Source organism: Staphylococcus sp. HMSC068C09 (assembly GCF_001813735.1).
In the GTDB taxonomy this organism is placed as follows: Bacteria; Bacillota; Bacilli; order Staphylococcales; family Staphylococcaceae; genus Staphylococcus; species Staphylococcus hominis.
Window position 1 is genome coordinate 286,331 of the sequence record NZ_KV813753.1, and the last position, 20,347, is coordinate 306,677.

At 31.8% G+C, this 20,347-nt stretch carries 21 protein-coding genes; 10 read left to right on the forward strand and 11 right to left on the reverse strand.

Features of this window, described 5'->3' with window-relative positions:
• From HMPREF2930_RS03870 to brnQ, 8 genes are all read left to right on the forward strand, one after another.
• Positions 1-1,541 (forward strand): thiamine pyrophosphate-dependent enzyme (locus tag HMPREF2930_RS03870; protein WP_256278343.1); only part of this gene is annotated, 1,541 nt, incomplete at its 5' end.
• A gap of 11 nt (positions 1,542-1,552) precedes the next feature.
• Positions 1,553-2,860 carry a 2-oxoglutarate dehydrogenase complex dihydrolipoyllysine-residue succinyltransferase gene (gene odhB, locus HMPREF2930_RS03875; protein ID WP_017176330.1) on the forward strand — a complete coding sequence of 436 codons (1,308 nt, stop codon included), beginning with the start codon at positions 1,553-1,555 and terminating at the stop codon, positions 2,858-2,860.
• 197 nt (positions 2,861-3,057) lie between these two features.
• Positions 3,058-3,234 (forward strand): hypothetical protein, encoded by a 177-nt coding sequence (locus HMPREF2930_RS11520; protein ID WP_017176331.1) that lies wholly within the window; start codon positions 3,058-3,060, stop codon positions 3,232-3,234.
• Positions 3,235-3,540: 306 nt separating this feature from the next.
• Positions 3,541-4,350: a VOC family protein gene (locus HMPREF2930_RS03880; RefSeq protein ID WP_017176332.1), complete on the forward strand. Its 810-nt coding sequence runs from the start codon at positions 3,541-3,543 to the stop codon at positions 4,348-4,350.
• Positions 4,351-4,384: 34 nt separating this feature from the next.
• Positions 4,385-4,588, forward strand: a complete 204-nt coding sequence (locus HMPREF2930_RS03885; protein WP_025987180.1) for a DUF6501 family protein — start codon at positions 4,385-4,387, stop codon at positions 4,586-4,588.
• Positions 4,589-4,705: 117 nt separating this feature from the next.
• A complete protein-coding gene (locus HMPREF2930_RS03890; protein ID WP_017176334.1) occupies positions 4,706-5,497 on the forward strand; it encodes an ATP-binding protein in 792 nt (263 codons plus the stop codon).
• A 12-nt stretch (positions 5,498-5,509) separates the two neighbouring features.
• On the forward strand, positions 5,510-7,399 hold the full coding sequence (locus HMPREF2930_RS03895; RefSeq protein WP_017176335.1) for a vWA domain-containing protein: 1,890 nt from the start codon (positions 5,510-5,512) through the stop codon (positions 7,397-7,399).
• 119 nt (positions 7,400-7,518) lie between these two features.
• The gene (gene brnQ, locus HMPREF2930_RS03900) at positions 7,519-8,862 is read left to right on the forward strand and encodes a branched-chain amino acid-like transporter carrier protein BrnQ3 (RefSeq protein WP_037541021.1); all 1,344 of its coding nucleotides are present in this window, start codon (positions 7,519-7,521) and stop codon (positions 8,860-8,862) included.
• 56 nt (positions 8,863-8,918) lie between these two features.
• On the opposite strand, the gene HMPREF2930_RS03905 is transcribed toward brnQ, so the two are convergent.
• The 3 genes from HMPREF2930_RS03905 to HMPREF2930_RS03915 are packed head-to-tail and all read right to left on the reverse strand — an operon-like array spanning position 8,919 to position 11,010.
• Positions 8,919-10,058, reverse strand: a complete 1,140-nt coding sequence (locus HMPREF2930_RS03905) for a toxic anion resistance protein (RefSeq protein ID WP_037541020.1) — start codon at positions 10,056-10,058, stop codon at positions 8,919-8,921.
• A gap of 35 nt (positions 10,059-10,093) precedes the next feature.
• Positions 10,094-10,720, reverse strand: a complete 627-nt coding sequence (locus HMPREF2930_RS03910; protein ID WP_017176338.1) for a 5-bromo-4-chloroindolyl phosphate hydrolysis family protein — start codon at positions 10,718-10,720, stop codon at positions 10,094-10,096.
• A 17-nt stretch (positions 10,721-10,737) separates the two neighbouring features.
• Positions 10,738-11,010 (reverse strand): acylphosphatase, encoded by a 273-nt coding sequence (locus HMPREF2930_RS03915; protein WP_037541019.1) that lies wholly within the window; start codon positions 11,008-11,010, stop codon positions 10,738-10,740.
• 167 nt (positions 11,011-11,177) lie between these two features.
• Here HMPREF2930_RS03915 and msaA point away from each other — a divergent pair, with 167 nt between their 5' ends.
• Positions 11,178-11,486 (forward strand): regulatory protein MsaA, encoded by a 309-nt coding sequence (gene msaA / locus HMPREF2930_RS03920; protein ID WP_017176340.1) that lies wholly within the window; start codon positions 11,178-11,180, stop codon positions 11,484-11,486.
• A 205-nt stretch (positions 11,487-11,691) separates the two neighbouring features.
• Positions 11,692-11,892 carry a cold shock protein CspA gene (gene cspA, locus HMPREF2930_RS03925; protein WP_001831260.1) on the forward strand — a complete coding sequence of 67 codons (201 nt, stop codon included), beginning with the start codon at positions 11,692-11,694 and terminating at the stop codon, positions 11,890-11,892.
• 185 nt (positions 11,893-12,077) lie between these two features.
• Here cspA and lysA read toward each other — a convergent pair whose 3' ends face one another.
• The 8 genes from lysA to HMPREF2930_RS03965 form a co-directional block, all read right to left on the reverse strand.
• Positions 12,078-13,343 (reverse strand): diaminopimelate decarboxylase, encoded by a 1,266-nt coding sequence (gene lysA, locus HMPREF2930_RS03930; protein ID WP_019835542.1) that lies wholly within the window; start codon positions 13,341-13,343, stop codon positions 12,078-12,080.
• A 1-nt stretch (position 13,344) separates the two neighbouring features.
• Entirely contained in the window at positions 13,345-14,418 is a 1,074-nt protein-coding gene (locus tag HMPREF2930_RS03935) for an alanine racemase (protein WP_017174710.1), read from the reverse strand.
• 6 nt (positions 14,419-14,424) lie between these two features.
• Complete coding sequence (locus HMPREF2930_RS03940) at positions 14,425-15,576, reverse strand: amidohydrolase (protein ID WP_019835541.1); 1,152 nt, start codon at positions 15,574-15,576, stop codon at positions 14,425-14,427.
• A gap of 108 nt (positions 15,577-15,684) precedes the next feature.
• Entirely contained in the window at positions 15,685-16,404 is a 720-nt protein-coding gene (gene dapD / locus HMPREF2930_RS03945; RefSeq protein ID WP_002449858.1) for a 2,3,4,5-tetrahydropyridine-2,6-dicarboxylate N-acetyltransferase, read from the reverse strand.
• 24 nt (positions 16,405-16,428) lie between these two features.
• The gene (gene dapB / locus HMPREF2930_RS03950; protein ID WP_017174707.1) at positions 16,429-17,154 is read right to left on the reverse strand and encodes a 4-hydroxy-tetrahydrodipicolinate reductase; all 726 of its coding nucleotides are present in this window, start codon (positions 17,152-17,154) and stop codon (positions 16,429-16,431) included.
• Positions 17,155-17,156: 2 nt separating this feature from the next.
• Positions 17,157-18,038: a 4-hydroxy-tetrahydrodipicolinate synthase gene (dapA, locus tag HMPREF2930_RS03955; RefSeq protein ID WP_017174706.1), complete on the reverse strand. Its 882-nt coding sequence runs from the start codon at positions 18,036-18,038 to the stop codon at positions 17,157-17,159.
• A 1-nt stretch (position 18,039) separates the two neighbouring features.
• Positions 18,040-19,029 (reverse strand): aspartate-semialdehyde dehydrogenase, encoded by a 990-nt coding sequence (locus HMPREF2930_RS03960; protein ID WP_017174705.1) that lies wholly within the window; start codon positions 19,027-19,029, stop codon positions 18,040-18,042.
• 59 nt (positions 19,030-19,088) lie between these two features.
• On the reverse strand, positions 19,089-20,294 hold the full coding sequence (locus tag HMPREF2930_RS03965; protein ID WP_170999967.1) for an aspartate kinase: 1,206 nt from the start codon (positions 20,292-20,294) through the stop codon (positions 19,089-19,091).
• Between the last annotated feature and the right edge of the window lie 53 nt (positions 20,295-20,347).

Consider the following 20,347-nt stretch of genomic DNA (forward strand, 5'->3'; position numbering starts at 1 on the left):
TGAATGCAGATGATGTAGAAGCGACAATTGAAGCAATTGATATTGCTATGGAATTTAGAAAAGAATTCCATAAAGACTTTGTCATTGATTTAGTAGGTTATCGTCGATATGGACATAACGAGATGGATGAACCATCTATTACAAATCCAACGTTATATCACAATATTAGACAGCATGATTCAGTTGAAGTGATTTATGGAAATAAACTTGTAGATGAAGGTATTTTAACGAAAGAACAAATGTCTGAAATCATTGATTCTGTACAAAAAGAAATGCGTACTGCTCAAGATAAAATTGATAAATCAGATAAAATGAATAGTACTGTAATGAATAAACCTGAATCGCTTCAGTTACCTTTACAAAGTGATAAAAAAGAGTTTAGCTTTGAACATTTGAAAGAAATTAATGATGCAATGTTGAACTATCCTGAAGATTTCCAGGTATTTAGAAAATTAAATAAAGTATTAGAAAAACGTAGAGAACCTTTTGAAAATGAAAATGGCCTAGTTGATTGGGCTCAAGCAGAACAATTAGCTTTTGCAACAATTGTTCAAGATGGCATATCAATTCGTTTGACAGGTCAAGATAGTGAACGTGGCACATTCAGTCACAGACATGCTGTACTACATGATGAAGACAATGGCAATACGTATACACCGCTTCACCATGTACCAAATCAAAAAGCAACATTTGAAGTGCATAACAGTCCATTATCAGAAGCTGCAGTCGTAGGCTTTGAATATGGATATAATGTTGAAAATAAAAATAGTATGAATATTTGGGAAGCCCAATATGGAGATTTTTCAAATATGGCACAAATGATTTTTGATAATTTTATGTCATCTGCCAGAGCCAAATGGGGCGAGCGTAGTGGTCTAACTTTATTCTTACCACACGCTTTTGAAGGTCAAGGTCCTGAACATTCATCAGCACGTTTAGAAAGATTCTTACAACTGGCGGCTGAAAATAATAGTACAGTGGTCAATCTATCAAGTTCTAGTAACTACTTCCATTTATTACGTGCACAAGCTAAAAGTTTAAATACTGAAGCGATGAGACCATTAATTGTGATGTCACCTAAGAGTTTGTTAAGAAATAAAACAGTGGCTAAGCCAATTAGTGAATTTACAACTGGCAGTTTCAAACCAATTATTGTTGAAGATGCTCAAAAAGCTAAAGTAACAAAAGTCATTTTAGCTTCTGGAAAAATGTTTATTGATTTAAAAGAAACATTAGCAAAAGAACCTAATGAAAATATACAACTTATTGCTGTGGAAAGATTATATCCTTTCCCAGAGGAAGACATTAAAAAAGCTTTAGAAGAATTACCAAATTTAGAATCTGTTGCTTGGGTTCAAGAAGAACCTAAAAACCAAGGCGCATGGTTATTTGTTTACCCATATCTTAAATCTATTGTTGGACATCAATATAATTTAAGTTATCAGGGTAGAATACAACGTGCAGCACCTGCCGAAGGTGATGGAGAAATTCACAAACTTGTTCAACATAAAATTATTGAAAATAGTGTCAAAAATAACTAGGGGGAAATATAATGGCAGAGGTAAAAGTTCCAGAATTAGCAGAATCAATTACAGAAGGTACAGTTGCAGAGTGGCTAAAAAACATAGGGGATAATGTTGAAAAAGGAGACGCTATTCTTGAATTAGAAACTGACAAAGTGAATGTTGAAGTTGTATCTGAAGAAGATGGTATACTTCAAGAACAACTTGCATCTGAAGGCGACACTGTAGAAGTGGGCCAAGCTATTGCAATTGTCGGTGAAGGTAAAGGTAGTACAAGTAGTTCAAGCAAATCACAAAATAACGATTCAACTTCTGAAAATGAAAACATAAAAACAGATTCTGCAGAAACTAATCATTCAACACCACGCACTTCTACTGAAGCACAAGGTAGCGATACAAGTTCAAATGACGACTCAGAATCAATCAATAATAAAAGAGTGAATGCAACGCCATCAGCACGTCGTCATGCTCGTAAAAATGGTATTGATTTAAATGAAGTAGCTGGAAAAGGTAGCGATGTGATAAGAAAAGAAGATGTTGATAATCGTCAAAAAACAAGTCAATCTAATCAAAATACTCAACCTAATTCACAACAAGAAACATCTAAAAAATCAACTGCTAATACGCCTAATAAACCAGTGATTCGTGAAAAAATGTCTAGAAGAAAGAAAACAGCTGCAAAAAAATTATTAGAAGTATCTAATAATACCGCAATGCTCACAACATTTAATGAAGTTGATATGACAAATGTAATGGAATTAAGAAAACGTAAAAAAGAACAATTTATTAAAGATCATGACGGCACTAAATTAGGATTTATGTCATTCTTTACTAAGGCAGCAGTAGCAGCACTCAAAAAATATCCAGAAGTTAATGCTGAAATTGATGGAGACGATATGATTACTAAACAATACTATGATATTGGTATTGCTGTTTCAACAGATGATGGATTATTAGTACCATTCGTTAGAGATTGTGATAAGAAAAACTTTGCTGAACTAGAAAAATCAATTGCAGATTTAGCAGTAAAAGCACGTGATAAAAAACTTGGATTAGATGATATGGTAAATGGTTCATTTACAATCACTAATGGTGGTGTATTTGGTTCTATGATGAGTACACCAATTATTAATGGTAATCAAGCTGCTATCTTAGGTATGCATTCAATTATCACTCGTCCAATTGCTATTGATAAAGATACAATCGAGAACAGACCAATGATGTACATTGCATTAAGCTATGACCATAGAATTATTGATGGCAAAGAAGCAGTTGGATTCTTAAAAACAATTAAAGAGCTGATCGAGAGCCCAGAAGACTTATTATTAGAATCTTAATTTCATTTATTAAAGCGCTAAATATATTGAAATCTTAATCATAAATTGATAAAGAGTAGAATAAGTTCATAATGAATTTATTCTACTCTTTTTAAGTTTTAGTTATATTAGCATTAAAAAAATTACGCTAGAATATTTCGATATTATCATTAGTTAAAAATAAATATGTAATATAGAAATAAAAGAAGATAACGTAAATGTATTCTAATAATGAGAATATAAAAAATAGCAGAGAAGCGCATCCCTCATTATCCATTTATGACTTTTCCAAAGCAGATGCTAACATGTATAAAAATGATAAATTAAGTATTATATTTGGACAAAAAACAGCAAATATTCTTAAGAGTATTACAAAAGAATCTATTAAAAAATAATAATTATTAAAACTACAATAAGTTAAAAACGAACTTTATATAATTTATCAAGTTTGTTTTTAGACAATTAAATAACCTATGATATACCCCCCTACCTTTATAAAACAAGGTAGGGGAGGGGTATAACATATATATTATCTTATATATATGTTATTTATTATACAAACTTTAATCATTTATAATATTTTTATTTATGTATATTTTATAATAAAAAACAATACTCTTATTTAAGCGTTCAACATATTATTCATATATAAAATACGTTATAATGTTTAAGAAAAGATATATAAATGGGAGTGTCGATGAATGAGTGGACTAAGAAGTGTTACGATTGGAACAAGTGATCTCTCAAAAACACAGAATTTATTTCATAATATTTTAGGTCTTAATGTTGCAACAAAAAGACAGGCATTACGTTTTGGTGATGCTGAATTAAATCCTGGTACAAGACTTCACTTTGTAGAAGTTCCTAATCCTAATTATAGAAATGTACATATATCAAGCGTGGGATTAAGAACACCATCGAATGCTGGTTTAGAAGAATATCAACAAATATTAGAAAAAAATAATATTCAATTTAGTTCAATCACTGAATTAAACGGTAATCAGCACTTTAATTTTAAAGATGATAATCATCAAATTTTTGATATCTATTCTAATGAACTGAATGTTGGTATTGGATTAGGCACACCTACTTTTGAAAGTGCTGTTAATCCTCTTCACCAAATTCAAGGGTTGGGACCAGTAATTATTAAAGTAAACGAATTATTGGTTACAACTTCTATCTTTAAAAATGTATTTAATTTAACGCATTATGCTGAATATGAATCTACTGAATTTCCTGATCAAACTGTCCAGGTATTTAAAATCGGAGATGGTGGACTTGGTGGAGAAATTCATTTATATCAATCTAATGAACAAGTTGAATTAAAAGAAGAAGGAATTGTGGAACAAATTGAATTCAGTACAAATTCAACTGAAGACTTTGAACATGCACGAAAAGAACTGGATGAAATTGGTATTCCTTATCAAATATTAAATCAAGGTGATGCTCAATCGTTACGCATTACTGAAGGTAGCGGCATCTCTTTCATATATACTTTAGAAAAAAAATAATATAATTCATTTTATTGGAGGATTTAAAATGGCAATGTTACATGAAGATTGGAAATCACGCACACCAATTAAACAAGTGATGGTAGTTAATACTGATGCAAAAAAATTCACAGTATCAGATATGCTTACTATTGGAAAGCAATATGATGTCATCAATGAAACTGAAGAATATTATCAAATCATTGATAACTCTGGTCTAGTAGGTGGTTATTACAAAGATTATTTTAAAGAAGTTTAAATACATTCAATTTCTAAAAGATAACGATTAAATTAAGACTCAGAGTGATGTACCAATATCTATACATTTATACACGCTCTCGGTCTATTTTTTCATCTTATAAAGGAGAATATTAAAATGCCAAATAATCATTATATCAATTCAGATCAATCTGTATTCAATGATGCACAAGCATTGTTTAATTTAAATAAAAATATTTTATTAAAAGGCCCTACAGGCTCTGGTAAAACACGATTAGCTGAAACTTTAAGTGAAGTAGTCCAAACGCCGATGCATCAAGTTAACTGTTCTGTTGATTTAGACGCAGAGAGCTTATTAGGTTTTAAAACAATAAAAACAAATGAACAAGGTCAACAAGAAATTATTTTTATTGACGGCCCAGTTATAAAAGCCATGCGAGAAGGTCATATCTTATATATTGATGAAATCAATATGGCTAAACCTGAAACATTACCTATTTTAAATGGCGTATTAGACTATAGACGTCAGTTAACCAATCCATTTACTGGAGAAGTAATTAAAGCAGCCCCTGGTTTCAATGTAATTGCTGCGATAAATGAAGGCTATGTTGGTACATTACCAATGAATGAAGCATTAAAAAACCGCTTTATTGTCATACAAGTTGATTACATTGGAGGAGACATTCTTAAAGATGTCATTAAACAACAAAGCCAGCTTCAAGATGATGATATAATTAAAAAAATCATTAAATTTAATGAAGACTTACGTACAATGTCAAAACAAGGACAAATTTCAGAAGAAGCAGCTAGTATTCGTGCGTTAATTGACTTAAGTGACTTAATTACAGTTATGCCAATAGAGAGAGCAATTCAGCGTACAATTATCGATAAACTTGAAGATGAACGCGAACAGCAAGCCATCAGAAATGCAATCGAACTAAACTTTTAGAGAGGGATTATTATGAGTGATCGTTTTATAAAATTTAATGATGAGCAGCTAGATGCTAAGCAAGTCATGATGTTACAAGATTTAGCGCGCTTACTACTGAAAAACGAACAAACTAAAGTAAAAATTCAAAAGTTCCCTTATTATGATCCTATTAATAATACTTTAATTACAAGTTGGTTTTGGTCTCATCGTCCAAAAGATATTGAAAGTGCAGGGTTAAAAACAGATGTCATGCTCGCTGCATATGGTTATAAAATGATGGACGAAGCTATCGTAAATGAAGTTCTTCATGATAATGAATTTAGCCATTCTAAATTTTATCATCAACTCTTTAGATTGCTAGAAGATATGCGCGTTTTTAATTTTATTAAAGAGGAGCGACCTAGCACTGCTAAACAAATTGATTTAAGAGTGAAAACTCGATTATCTTATACGGAATCACAAATTAAATTCTATAAAACAAAAACGGTATATACAGATTTACTTTTCTTATATTTAGAGCGCGCATTTTTAAGTCAAAACTTCTTTGATATACCCACGATACATCCACAATTAGATGACATATTAAATCACATGTTTCAATATTTACCTGATTTTTTCCAAAATGAATCATCTGAAGATAATATGTATCTTGCCCAACGTATCATGTTCCAAATCGATGAAATGTTATCACATGATATGTTAAATGAATATTATCATCTTCCTAGAAAAGTATATGAAGCTATTCACGAAATGTCTTACGAGGATATTAAACGTATGGATGCAAGTAATGTTGATGGCCAAGATAATACAAACGAAGAAACTGACACTACATCAGCCGAAGCTGAAACAAACGCTCAAGATAGTAAATCTGAAGGTGGCGCTTATCTTGAAATGGAATTACATGAAGGTGAAAATAGTGATGTTATGAGTGATAACGACACTGCACGTGAAGGTGATTCAACTGATGATATGACAGATATGATGACGAAAAAAGGACGTGGCTCTAATCATGCACTTGATCGTGATGAAGGCGGTTCTATAGGTTCTAATCCATCATTTGCTTTACGTGGTATTAATGAAAATGTCGAAATAGAATGGAAAGTACCTGATATAGAGCCAGAGTATATTTCAAGCTACCAGCAAGTTAAAAATGAAGTACAATTTGAAACTAAAGATTTAATTCAGATTATAAAGAAAACCATCGATAGAGAACATGTTGACGAACGTCATAATTTGACTAAAGGTCGTCTTCAACGTGATTTAACCAATTGGTTTATTGATGATCAATATAAATTGTTTTATAAAAAACAAGACCTTAGTAAAACATTCGATGCGACTTTTACATTACTGATTGATGTATCTGCTAGTATGTTTGATAAAATGGAAGAAACGATTAAAGGCGTCGTATTATTTCATGAAACATTAAAAGCACTCAACGTTAAACATGAGATACTTGCTTTTAATGAAGATGCTTTTGACTCTGATGATCGAAAACAACCCAATATCATTGATGAAATCGTTCATTACGATCGTTCAATCATGGAAAAAAGCGGACCACGCATTATGTCATTACATCCTCAAGATGATAATAGAGATGGCGTAGCTATACGAATTGCAAGTGAACGTTTATTAAGAAGAAGTCATCAACAACGTTTCTTAATTATCTTTTCAGATGGGGAACCTTCAGCGTATAACTATGCTCAAGACGGTATTTTAGATACGTATGAAGCTGTGGAAATGGCGCGTAAATTTGGAATCGAAGTATTTAATGTCTTTTTAAGCCAAGATCCTATTACTGAAGATATTGAAGAAACCATTCATAATATTTATGGACAATTTGCATTATTTGTAGAAGGTGTTGAAAATTTACCGAGTCACTTATCACCATTGCTAAAAAAATTATTATTAAAATCTTTCTAATAATTAAACTGTATATTGATTTATAATATTCAAATTTTTGTGACATACATAGACTTGTCAATTCTTTTTGTGCTAGAATGTTAAATATTGCAAACATATACATAAAAAGGAGCAATTCTATGAATAAACATACTTGGATTATCGGCTTTACGCTATTTGCTATGTTTTTTGGCGCAGGTAATCTAATTTTTCCTCCTAATTTAGGACAAGAAAGTGGTGCCTATTTCTGGCCAGCAATTTTAGCTTTTTGTTTGACTGGAATAGGCTTACCATTACTTGGAGTAGTCGTTGGGGCACTTGATAAACAAGGATATATTGGTGCCTTTAATAAACTGTCACCGAGATTTTCAGTTATCTTTCTCATTATTATTTATTTAACCATTGGACCTCTATTTGCTATACCACGTACTGCATCTACGTCTTTTGAAATGACTATTACACCCATTACGCATTCAAATAGTAATATGTCTTTATTCATTTTTACATTTATTTATTTTATTGTTGTTTTATATTTATGTATTAATCCTGGTAAAATAGTAGATCGAATTGGATCTTTATTAACTCCTTTATTATTAATTACAATTTTGGCCATGATTATTAAAGGATTTGTAGATTATAAGGGACACAGTTCATCTCATGGAAATCCAGAGATATATTCTTCAAATATAGAAAGTTTTTCACACGGCTTTATTGAAGGGTATTTAACAATGGATGCAATTGCAGCAATTGCATTTTCAATGATTGTGGTTAATGCCATTAAAGCAACAGGAGTTAAACACACCAATCAAATATTTAAACAAACAGTTATAGCTGGATTTATTGCCGCTTTAGCATTAATTTTTATATATGTTTCTTTAGGCTATATTGGTAATCATATGGGAATAAGTCAAAATACGATTACATCTCTAATGGCTAAAAATCAAAATATAGGAACTTATTTACTTACTACCATGGCTACAAACGGCTTTGGTATTCTAGGAAAATACTTACTAGGTATCATTGTTGCTTTAGCTTGTTTAACTACAGCTTGTGGACTTATTGTATCTGTGAGTCAATACTTTTATAGTATATTTTCAAAAATTAGTTATAAGGTATATGTTATAGGTTTTACAATTATCAGTTTTATATTGGCTAATTTAGGATTAAATTCTGTTATAAACATGTCTGTTCCTGTGTTAAGTATTATTTATCCTGTAGCCATTACTATGATTATTTTAATTTTACTTGCGCGTTTTATTCCAACTAAACCTATTGCGCAACAAATACCTATTATTATTGTTAGTCTTGTTTCAATTGTAAGTACAATAAATACATTAGGTTTAATAAAATTAAATGTTATAAATCATTTACCCCTTAAGCAATATTCTTTAGAATGGTTACCTATAGCTATCATTTCAATCATAATAGGGTATATCGTATCTAAGTTTATAAATCAATCGTATATTGTTTATCAAAAGGAATAGATATACTAAACACCGGTTACTTCTTTAAATGAGAGCAATCGGTGTTTTAATTTTATCTATTCTTTTTTCATAGTAAGTAAATGTTCTTTTAATTCATTCTCGAGTTGTGATAATTCTCTTTCAGCTTGTTGACGTTTTTGACGTCCATTATATTGAATTTGCAGTGTTTGTTCAATCGTTTCAATGATGTCATTTTGAGTCGCTTTAAGCGTTTCAATATCTACGATACCACGTTCATTTTCAGTAGCCGTTTCAATTGCATTTTGTTTTAACATGGCTGCATTTCGTGTAAGTAAATCATTTGTGGTATCAGTAACTGCACGCTGAGCTGTTACAGCATTTTTTTGTCTCATTAAAGTGAGGGCAATAGCCATCTGATTTTTCCATAAAGGAATACTTGTGAGAATAGAACTTTGAATTTTTTCAGCTAATGCTTGATTCACATTTTGAATCATACGAATTTGCGGCGCTGTTTGAATTGCAATTTGACGTGATAATTGTAAGTCATAAATTTTTTTATCTAATCGATCAACAAATTGCTCCATATCAGCGACACTTTGAATATCCATTTGATTACCAGATTGTTCTGCATGTTGACGCAATTTAGGCAATTCATTAGCATTTATTTCTTGTTTTTTACGCTGTGCAGCAGCAATGTATAGAGAAACATCATCAAAATATACTTTATTTTGTTCATAAAGATGATCGAGTAACTGAATATCTTTAGTTAAATTTCCTTTATGCTTATCCAATTGAATGGTGATTCTATCAACTTGTGAACTTACAGATTGCATTCTAGAAAATACTTCATTTATTGAAGCTTTTGTTCGTCTAAATAAACGTTTAAGTTTAGATTGATTGTCTTGATTCAAGTCATCAGGATTAACTTCTCTTAACTTAGACATTAATTGATTTAAAGTATCACCAATAGGACCCACATCTTTCGATTGAACTTCATCTAACATTTGATGTGAAAATTGAGACATGTTCTGTTGTAGATGTGTCCCAAAAGATAATAGGCCTTCACTATCTAGTGGTTTGATTTGTTGACTAATTGAATCAATTTTTTTTAAATCTTGTTCGTTAAATTGTTGTTCAAAGTCTTGCTTAACATTTTGAGTTGAAACATCATGCGTTTGATGATCTATATAATCATCTAATGGATGTGAGTTAATAAATTGGTCTTTTTGATTCATTTAAAAATTCTCTCCATTCTTATCTTAACTTTAAATTAGTATTTTTTATATCGCTTGTGTTGTAACCGATTAAGTTCCATTTCAATATCTAAACGCTCATAATCATCTTCATTAAGTCTTTTTAAATCTGCAATAAGTGTACGTTTCACCTCATCTAAAGTAATACGTGTTTGCTCTAATTTTTGCTTTTCTTCAGCAGATTTTTTTGGCATTTTAGATAAACGGGTATATGCATCAATTAAATTTAGTGCATTATCTATATGCGAATAAAAGAAACTTTCTACTTTGAAAAATGATGAAGGTCTCTGTTTAACAGCAAAATGAATAGACTTAGAAATTTTATAAATATCATTAATTTGACGAAAATCTTTAATCGATCTGATATTAATATATGATTTTAAAATATTACGAATTTTATTATGTGATTGATTGAGTTGTTGATTAACAAAACGATAGTCTCTACGTGATAATCCAATTTCATTTAAATATTTTTTGGATGTCAATCTTTGAGTAGGAAAATAAGATACAAAAAACATTCCAATACCTATTAGGGCATCAAGTATAAAGGATAAATCAAATCCAAATACACTTGTCACCCATGAGATAATAGCTATTGGAATTCCTACTAAAACACCCAGAAGCCGAGAAAGGTTATATCTCAATATTCATCTTCCTTTATTTAATAAATCGTTTTAAATTCTGAGTATCTATTTGTTACGTCTAAATCTTCAATACTATAATCAGAAACTGAAGATGCAGGAGCAGCACCAGCAATCACTTTATCAATGAATGATTTTATTTGTTCCTCGTCACCTTGAGCATATATATCTACATAATCCTCAACATTTTGAACAGTACCAAATATATCAAGTTTTTTTGCAATTAATTCAGTATGATGACGGAACCCTACACCTTGGACAGTTCCAAATACTTGTATATGTTTATGTTGCATCATTATCACCTCTACATTATATTATACGTATTTTTCCTACAAAAAACTAATAATTAATATACATATCATCTTTATCTCAATTAAAAGAACGGAGTCTTTAAGCTTGAATTCGTCTAAAAAAAAGTTACAATATTTATTAGAGTTTTAATTTGAGAGGGGACTTAGTCATGTGGACAGTTGCAAAGATTCGTGCTGACTACGAGGGATGGTGGTTATTTAGCGACTGGACAGAAAAAATCGTAGAACAACATCATTATAGTAACTATGAAGAAATGTTAGAAGATTATCAATCAATTATTAAAAAAAGTAAAAAATATTATAATAATTATGTTATTGGGAAATATAATATTTATGCATTTTATAATAATTGTGATTTAAATTTTTGTGAAGATTGTGATGAAGATTTACAAATATTTTATAGTTTTATTGTTTTAAATAATAAAGAAGTTTATTATAATCTACCAAAAATTAATTAAAAGAGAATTTTCTATAATTGTATTGCAATTTAGTTCAAACTAACATATAATAGTTATCAAGCAATAGTTTTATTCCATATTGCAAAGAATATCTGTAATATTGATTGATAGCATTTTGTTATTTATACATATTTATAACACGTATTTTTTGTAATATGCGAATAATGCATATTGAATGAATTTTAGTCTTGGAGGTTTCACAATTATGAAACAAGGTACAGTTAAATGGTTTAACGCTGAAAAAGGTTTTGGCTTCATCGAAGTTGAAGGAGAAAACGACGTATTCGTACACTTCTCAGCAATTAACCAAGAAGGTTATAAATCATTAGAAGAAGGTCAATCAGTTGAGTTTGAAGTAGTTGAAGGCGATCGCGGTCCTCAAGCTGCAAACGTTGTTAAACTATAATTTATAGATTGCAAAAATTGACTTTAGTAACACCTTACCAAGATGTAGGGTGTTTTTTATATATAAATGAGGCTGGGACATAAATCTCAAAAAAAATAGCCAGTAAAAGAGTTTTTAAAAACTCTTTTACTGGCTTCTTTATTATGGTGCAACTTGAACGGGTAAATATAAACTTTCTCGTTATTTTATTTTGTATCATTAATTATTAATTGACGTAATGATTGACGTTTGATAACTTCACGTGCTTTTCCATCTTTTAAGAAGAAAACAGGTGGTTTTTGCATTTGATTATAATTAGATGCCATAGAGTAATGGTATGCGCCAGTAGATAAAATGGCTAAATAATCTCCACGTTTTACAGAAGAAGGTAACATAGCATCTCGGATAATAATATCTCCAGATTCACATAATTTTCCGGCAATAGTTACCGTTTCGTCTGCCTTCTCATGACGATTTACAAGTAATGCTTGATATTTGGCTCCATATAAAGCAGTTCTAATATGATCACTCATACCACCATCAATAGAAACATATTTATTTACTTCAGGAATGTCTTTAATTGTTCCAACTTCATATAACGTAATACCCGCTTCGCCAACAATTGAACGTCCTGGTTCAATACCAATTTCAGGAACGTCGTAGTTTAATTTTTCTGATTCAGATTTAATCGCATCTGTAATTTCAGCAATACCTTCTTCAATAGGGAAGCTTACATCACCTTCGACATATTTAATACCAAAACCGCCACCTAAGTTAAGTAATTCAACTTGGATATGATGCTCGTTAAGCCAATTTAAAACAATTTTAGCTGTTTCAATCATAGCTTCAGTACCCTCAATTTGTGATCCTACATGGAAATGTATTCCTTTTAAATGAAGATGTTTTGATGCTTTGACTTTTTCAACTGCTTGAATTGCAAGACCATGTCGAATTGAAAGACCAAATTTACTATCTTCTTGACCAGTTTGAATAAATTCATGGGTATGAGCCTCTACGCCAGGATTCACACGAATGACAACATTAACTCTATCACTTGCATAGCGATTGATTAATTCAATTTCTTCTAAAGAATCAATAACAAAGTAACCAACGCCACTTTCTAAAGCATATTGTATTTCACGTTTCGTTTTATTATTGCCATGGAAGTGGATGCGACTAGGATCAAATTTAGCCTCTAATGCTGTATAAAGTTCGCCTTCAGATACGACATCTAATTGTAAGTTTTCTTCTTGAACTAACTTTACCATTTGAATGCAAGTAAAGGCTTTAGAAGCATATGAAATATTGTATTTTAATCCACTTTTTTGAAAAGCATTATGAAATCGACGCATTTGATTGCGAATTTCATCTTCATCATAAACAATGGTAGGCGTACCAAAACTTTGAGCTAGTGTTTTCAAACTTGTACCCGCCATTGTTAATTCACCGTAATCATTATATTTAACTGACATTTTATCTAAACTCCTTTATAAGAGAATCGTGATTCATCGCACTAAGTTGTTCTGAATTAGCGCCAACACCTTTGAATGTGTATTCATCAATGCGTATATCATTATTATATAGTATCACTTCATCTTGTGCATGAACATCATCATCGACTTCAACAAACATATGACTCATCATTAATGCTCGAATAGGGTAACGTTTGCCATTAATTAATGCTTCGTGTGTTGCACGTTTTTTTAAAATACCATCACCATAGCCAATATCAACAACTGCAAGATGTGTATGATCATGCGTTGCTTCAAATGCAAAACTATAACCACAATAATCACCTTTATTTACTTCACGAACTTGAATTACATTTCCTTTTACGGTTAAGGCTTGTTCAATCTCATGTTCATCTAATTTGCTATATGGTCTTGAACCATATAAAGCGATACCTACACGTGCATGTGTATGATAGGGAAGAAGTTGTTGTCCTTCACGATAATAACTCGCACTATTTTGCGCATGGATAAGTTCAAATTGGTATCCTTCATTTAATAATGTATTAACGACGTTTAACCATGCTTCACGTTCAATCCCATATTCTGGAACATCAAATTCATCTGCATATCCAAAATGTGTCCATAGGCCAACGATATTCATTTCACTTCCATTATCATTTTCATGATGATGAAGTACTTCTTTAATTTCATCAAGATTTTTGAAACCTGAACGATGGAGTAAATTTTCAAATTCTAAGTGAACATTAATATCTTTTAATTCACTTTTGTACTGATAATAATATTCTAAAGAGGGAAGCGTCATTTGAATATTATTATTTCGAACTGTATCAAAGTCATAAACTGCATTCATTAAAAAAATTGTAGCATGAGGTGCAAGTTTACGAACTCTCACTGCTTCTTTTAAGGAAGTCGTACTAAATGTATGGATACCTGCTTCTAAAAATGTTCTTACTGCAAACTCTAATCCATAATGATAAGCATTATTTTTTACAACTGCCATTATTGATTGATTATTCTTTACTTTAGTTGCATTTCTTAAAAAGATTTTTGAATCAACTGACCAAACTGCTGTCAATTTAATTTACTCCTTTCCATAATGGTTCAATATTTGTTCATAGTAATTGGCAACATCAATAAGCACTTTTTCGTCAAAATTTAAATGCGATGTATGTAAGCCTGTGATAAAGCCTTTATCTTCATTTCGAGTTCCTACAAAAGCAAAGTAAGACGGTGCTAATTGTTGGCCATAAAAACTAAAGTCTTCGCCGAATAAAAATGGCAGAGGCTTTTCAATAACTTTTAAATTAGCAGATAGAATAGATTGTTCAACGATATGACGTAGTTTAGGACTATTCATTGTAGCAGGATATCCTTCTTCAAATTTGACTTCACAATCAACATTGAATAATAATTTCACACTTTTTGCAATTTTATTCATTTGATTTTTCACGATATTTAAATCAGTGGCATCATAAGTACGAATAGTTCCTTCTAAATAACCATTACTAGGAACCGTATTAATTGCTTCACCTGCATTAAAGTGGCCCATATGAACAATATTACGTTTTAGTCCATTTAAATGATATTGCTGTATTTGACCAACTTGATTTAAAACATGAATCAGTGCTTCGCCACATGAATGACCTTGCTCTTTATCAGCTACATGACTAGATAATCCTTTTAAGAAAAAACGATATTCAGTGGCACTTGCTGTAATTTCTTCATCGCGTATCACGACTTGTCCTTCGTCAGCGAAAGGATTTACATGAATGCCAAATACTGCTTCAATAGGATATTGATTAAAAGCACCGGCTTTAATTAAGCGATTTGCGCCACCGCCTGTTTCTTCAGCTGGTTGGAAGATAAACACGACATTATGAGGTAATTGATGTTGATCAGCCATCGCCTTACATCGTTTAACAAATAACATCAATGCTGTTGTATGACCATCGTGACCACAAGCATGCATCACATTATCTGTTTGACTACGATAATCGACATTATTTTCTTCAAAAATGGGTAGGGCATCAATGTCTGCCCGAAATGCAATTGTATGGTCACTATTACCTTCTAAATATGCAATAGCACCCGTTTCAAGAGGTTGCTCGTAAGATACATTTAATTCATCTAAAAATCGAGTAATATATTGAGTTGTCTCAAATTCATGAAGACTTAATTCTGGATGTTGATGTAAATGTCTTCTATGTTGTGTGACAAATTCTAATTCGCTCATCTTAATCAATCCTTTATTCATTTATTATTCAACTTATGTATTTATTTAATCGTAAAGGCTGAGAACATGTTGTCCCAGCCTTTAGCATTCAATTATTCAAGTTTGTCATTAATCATTTAATTTTCTTAACGCTGCAACGATTTCTCGTTTAGAGTCTTGAACTTCAGATGTTTGTTTAATGACTTTAGCAGGTGTACCAGCTACAACCGCACCAGCAGGAACATCTTGAGTCACGATAGCACCAGCAGCTACAATAGCGCCTTCGCCAACTCTTACACCTTCTAGAATAACTGCGTTTGCGCCAATTAATACATTATCTTCGATTACTACTGGAGAAGCACTAGGTGGCTCAATAACGCCCGCTAATACTGCACCGGCACCTACATGAACATTTTTACCTGTTGTCGCACGACCACCTAATGTTGCATTCATATCAATCATAGTACCTTCACCTACAACAGCGCCAATATTGATTGTTGCTCCCATCATCACAACGGCACCGTCTTCGATAATAGCTTGTTCACGAATGAATGAACCTGGTTCAATACGTGCATTTGTATTAGTTAAGTCTTTTAAAGGAATAGCAGAATTACGACGGTCCATTTCAATTTCTAAGTCAGTAATATGTGATTGATTGGTTTCATAAAATGTTTTCCAATCATCCGCTTCACAAAATATTACTTTTGAATCATCAGATCCGAATACTTTAAATGTATTAGGAAAAGTGACGTCATTGAATTGTCCATTTACGTATACTTTTAATGGTGTTGATTTTTTAGCATCACTAATATATTGAATAATTTCTTGTGCAGATAAGTGTTGTACCATAGTTTAGAGTCTCCTTAAGTTATTTTATAAGTTGTCAAATGTATAGAAACCATTTGATTTTGTGTTTAATTTTTCAGCAGCTGTAATTGCGCCATTTGCAAAAATGTCCTTAGATTGCGCTTTATGAGAAATGGTAATTGTTTCATCTGTGCCAGCAAATAAAACATCATGTTCGCCTACAATTGTACCGCCACGAACTGAATGAATACCGACTTCATCTTTTTCACGTTTTTCAGTTCGCTCATGTCGATCGTAAACAGGCGTTACATTTTCACGTAATTCTTTAATAACATCATAAAGTTTGACGAGTGTGCCACTTGGCGCATCCACTTTTTTATTATGATGAGCTTCAGTTAACTCAATATCATAATCTTGTAAAAGGGGAACAGCTGCTTCTAGAATTTTAGTTAATGCATGGACGCCATAACTCATATTTGCACTGAAGAAAACAGGCATACGTTCGCTTAATTGTTCTAATTTTTGAATCAGTTTTTCTTTTTCACCAGTAGTAGCAATCACTAAAGGTAATTCAAACTCTTCATCTAATAAAGGTAATAATAGATTAGGATTAGAGAAGTCGATCGCTACATCGGCTTCATTTTGTGCGTCTGCAATATGATGATAAGCTTTATATGGTGAATGTTGATGTTCTTCTGGCTCAATTGTACCAACAATCTCATGACCTTTTTCTTCTGCTAATCTGGCAACGCGTTGATTCATTGTGCCATATCCAATGAGTAAAATTTTCATTTTTATTCCTCCGTTTTAAATGCTTTATAAGCATTCACTAATACATTTGCTTTTTCTTTCTCTAGTGGTAATAAAGGTAATCTTAATTCATAATTTCCAAATCCTAAATGACTTGTTAGAGCTTTAATTGGAATAGGGTTGACATCAACTGAAAGTGCATCTAACAATTGACCTATCGGTTCAAAGTCTTTCTCAATTTCTTTCCCATTTTGTTTAGCATCATAAAGTGCTTGAAATTCTTTCGGAATAACGTTAGCAATGACAGAAATTACGCCATTACCTCCACGATTATAGAATTCTACGACATTATCATCATTACCACTGTAAAAAGCAAATTCATCTTGATGAATACGTTTTTTCACTTCTTCGTAATAGTTAAAGTCATTTGTAGCATCTTTAATAGCTACAATGTAATCATTATGACTTAATGTTTCGACTGTTTCAGGATCAATTGTCATATTCGTTCTTGAAGGTACATTATATAAAACAACAGGTAACTTAACTTCATTCGCGATGGTTTCAAAATGTTTAATTAAGCCACGTTGATTCGTTTTATTATAGTAAGGTGTGATTAACATAATACCATCTACACCTAATTCTTTAGCACGTAATGAAGCTTGAATAGATTTAGCTGTATTATTTGTACCAGTTCCAGCGATAATAGCCACTTGATGATTAACTTGTTTAATCACCGCTTGAAGTACTTTTTCTTTCTCTTCTTCTGTTAAAGTAGGGCTCTCTGCTGTAGTGCCGTTTACAATAATTGCTTTAACATTATTATCAAGTAAAAATTGAACATGTCGTTCTAATGCTTTATAGTCAACTTCATTATTAGTAAATGGAGTAGCAAGCGCTACACCTACACCTTCAAAAATATGTGCCATATTATCTAGCTCCTTTTAATTTAATGACTTGTTCTAACACTTGAACTGCATTTAAAGCTGCACCTTTAAGTAGGTTATCTGAAGTACACCAAACATGGAAAGTATTATCAAGTGAGTCATCACGACGAATTCTACCTACAAACACTTCATCTTTACCTGTTGAATTAATAGCTAAAGGATATTCATTATTTTCAGGATTGTCTACTAAAACAACACGATTATCGTTTTCAAATAAATCTTTAATTTCTTGAACTGTTGCCTCTTTATCAAGAGTAACATCAATTTCTACGCTATGACTATCTTGAACAGGTACACGTGCACATGTTGCAGTCACACGTAAGTCAGGTTGTCCTAAAATTTTTCGTGTTTCATCAATCATTTTTTGCTCTTCTTTTGTATATCCATCTTCTAAAAAAACATCAATATGTGGTAAAACATTATTATAAATAGGATGTGGATAAGCTTCTGGAGCTTTACCATTCGCACCTTCAGCTAAGTCTCTCTTACCTTTAACCCCTGAACCCGAAACTGCTTGATATGTTGTATAAGCTACACGTTTTAATCCAAAAGCATCGTATAAAACTTTAAGTGGCACGACCGACTGAATTGTTGAGCAGTTAGGATTAGCAATGATACCACGTTTAAATTCTGGTTGGTTAACTTCTGGTACAATTAAATCCACATCGTTTGTCATACGCCATTGACTTGAATTATCAATAACAATTGCTCCAGCTTTTTCGAAAATAGGGGCAAATTGTTTACTTGTTCCGCCACCTGCACTCATTAGCACGTAATCAAATTTTTCACTTGCTGCTTCTTCTGTAAGTTCTTGAACTGTATATGTTTTCCCTTGAAACTCAATTTCTTTACCTGCTGATCTTGCTGATGAGAATAATACCAACTCATCAAATTGGATATGTTTACGATCAATTGTTTCTAACATTTTTGTTCCGACTAATCCTGTTGCTCCAACTACTGCTAATCTTGTCATAAAAGAATCACTCCATTTAAATATTAATTGAATTTTGAATTACTTATTTTAACTTAAGTTTAAATATCAAAAGCATCGTATAGAACTTCAACCGCTTTATTTCCATTTTCTGCATCAATAACATAAGAAATACTAATTTCAGAAGTTGTTGTTTGATAAAATGGAATATTAGAATTAATTAACGTAATAAATGCTTTTGAAGCTACACCAGACATATCACGCATTCCTGAACCAATTAACGAAATTTTGACGTAAGCTTCATTAATTTTATAATCTAAAGCATCAAATGTTGTAGAAAGTTCCTCTAAGATACTTGAAATTTGTTGTACATCACTATCTTTAATAGAAAAAGATAGTTGTAAACCTTCAACATTTACGATTTGAGAAATCATATCCACATTAACTGAACCTTCATCTAAAGCAGTAAATAATTGAGTTAGAAGGCGATTATCTGGAAGAGGGTAACTAATTGTTACATGCATCATATGTGTATCTAATGCAACTCCAGTTACGGCTTTTTTTTCTAATATTTCTGTTCTTGGCATAATCCATGTTCCTTTCACATTTGATAACGTTCTACCTAAATACAAGGGGATATCATAATTTTTAGCAAGTTCTACACTTCTTGTTTCTAACACACCAGCACCTAAAGCACTCATTTCCATCATTTCTTCATAAGACACATAATCTAAACGTTTTGCCTCACTCAAAATTCTTGGATCAGTAGCATAAACGCCATCAACATCAGTGTAAATTTCACAAGGGATTTGATTACTAGCTGCTAATGCAACAGCAGTCGTATCTGAACCACCACGACCAAGTGTAGTTAACTCTAATTCGTCGTTCACTCCTTGGAAACCTGCTACAACTAAAACATCCTTGTCTTTAAATTCCTTATTAAATGTTTCAGGATTAATTTCTGCAATTCGACTTTTTAAATGATGACCTACTGTTTTGATACCTGCTTGATATCCAGTCATAGCTCTAGCACTTACGCCAATATCATTTAATACCATCGACAAATAAGAAACTGTTTGTTGTTCACCAGTTGTTAATAATAGAGCAAGTTCTTCATCTTTTGGAGTTGTTGTAAGATGAGAAACATTTTCCATTAATTGATCTGTTGTTTTGCCCATAGCACTTACGACAACAATAAGTTGTTCACCGTCATCTACACGGCGTTTAAGCATTTCTGCAATATTTTTTATCTTTGTAAAATCGGCGACAGATGAACCACCGAACTTCAAAACACGTCGTTTCAAGATTTTACCTCCTAGAATTTAGGGGCACACGTCATAAAAAAGAGCAAGTTCGGAAT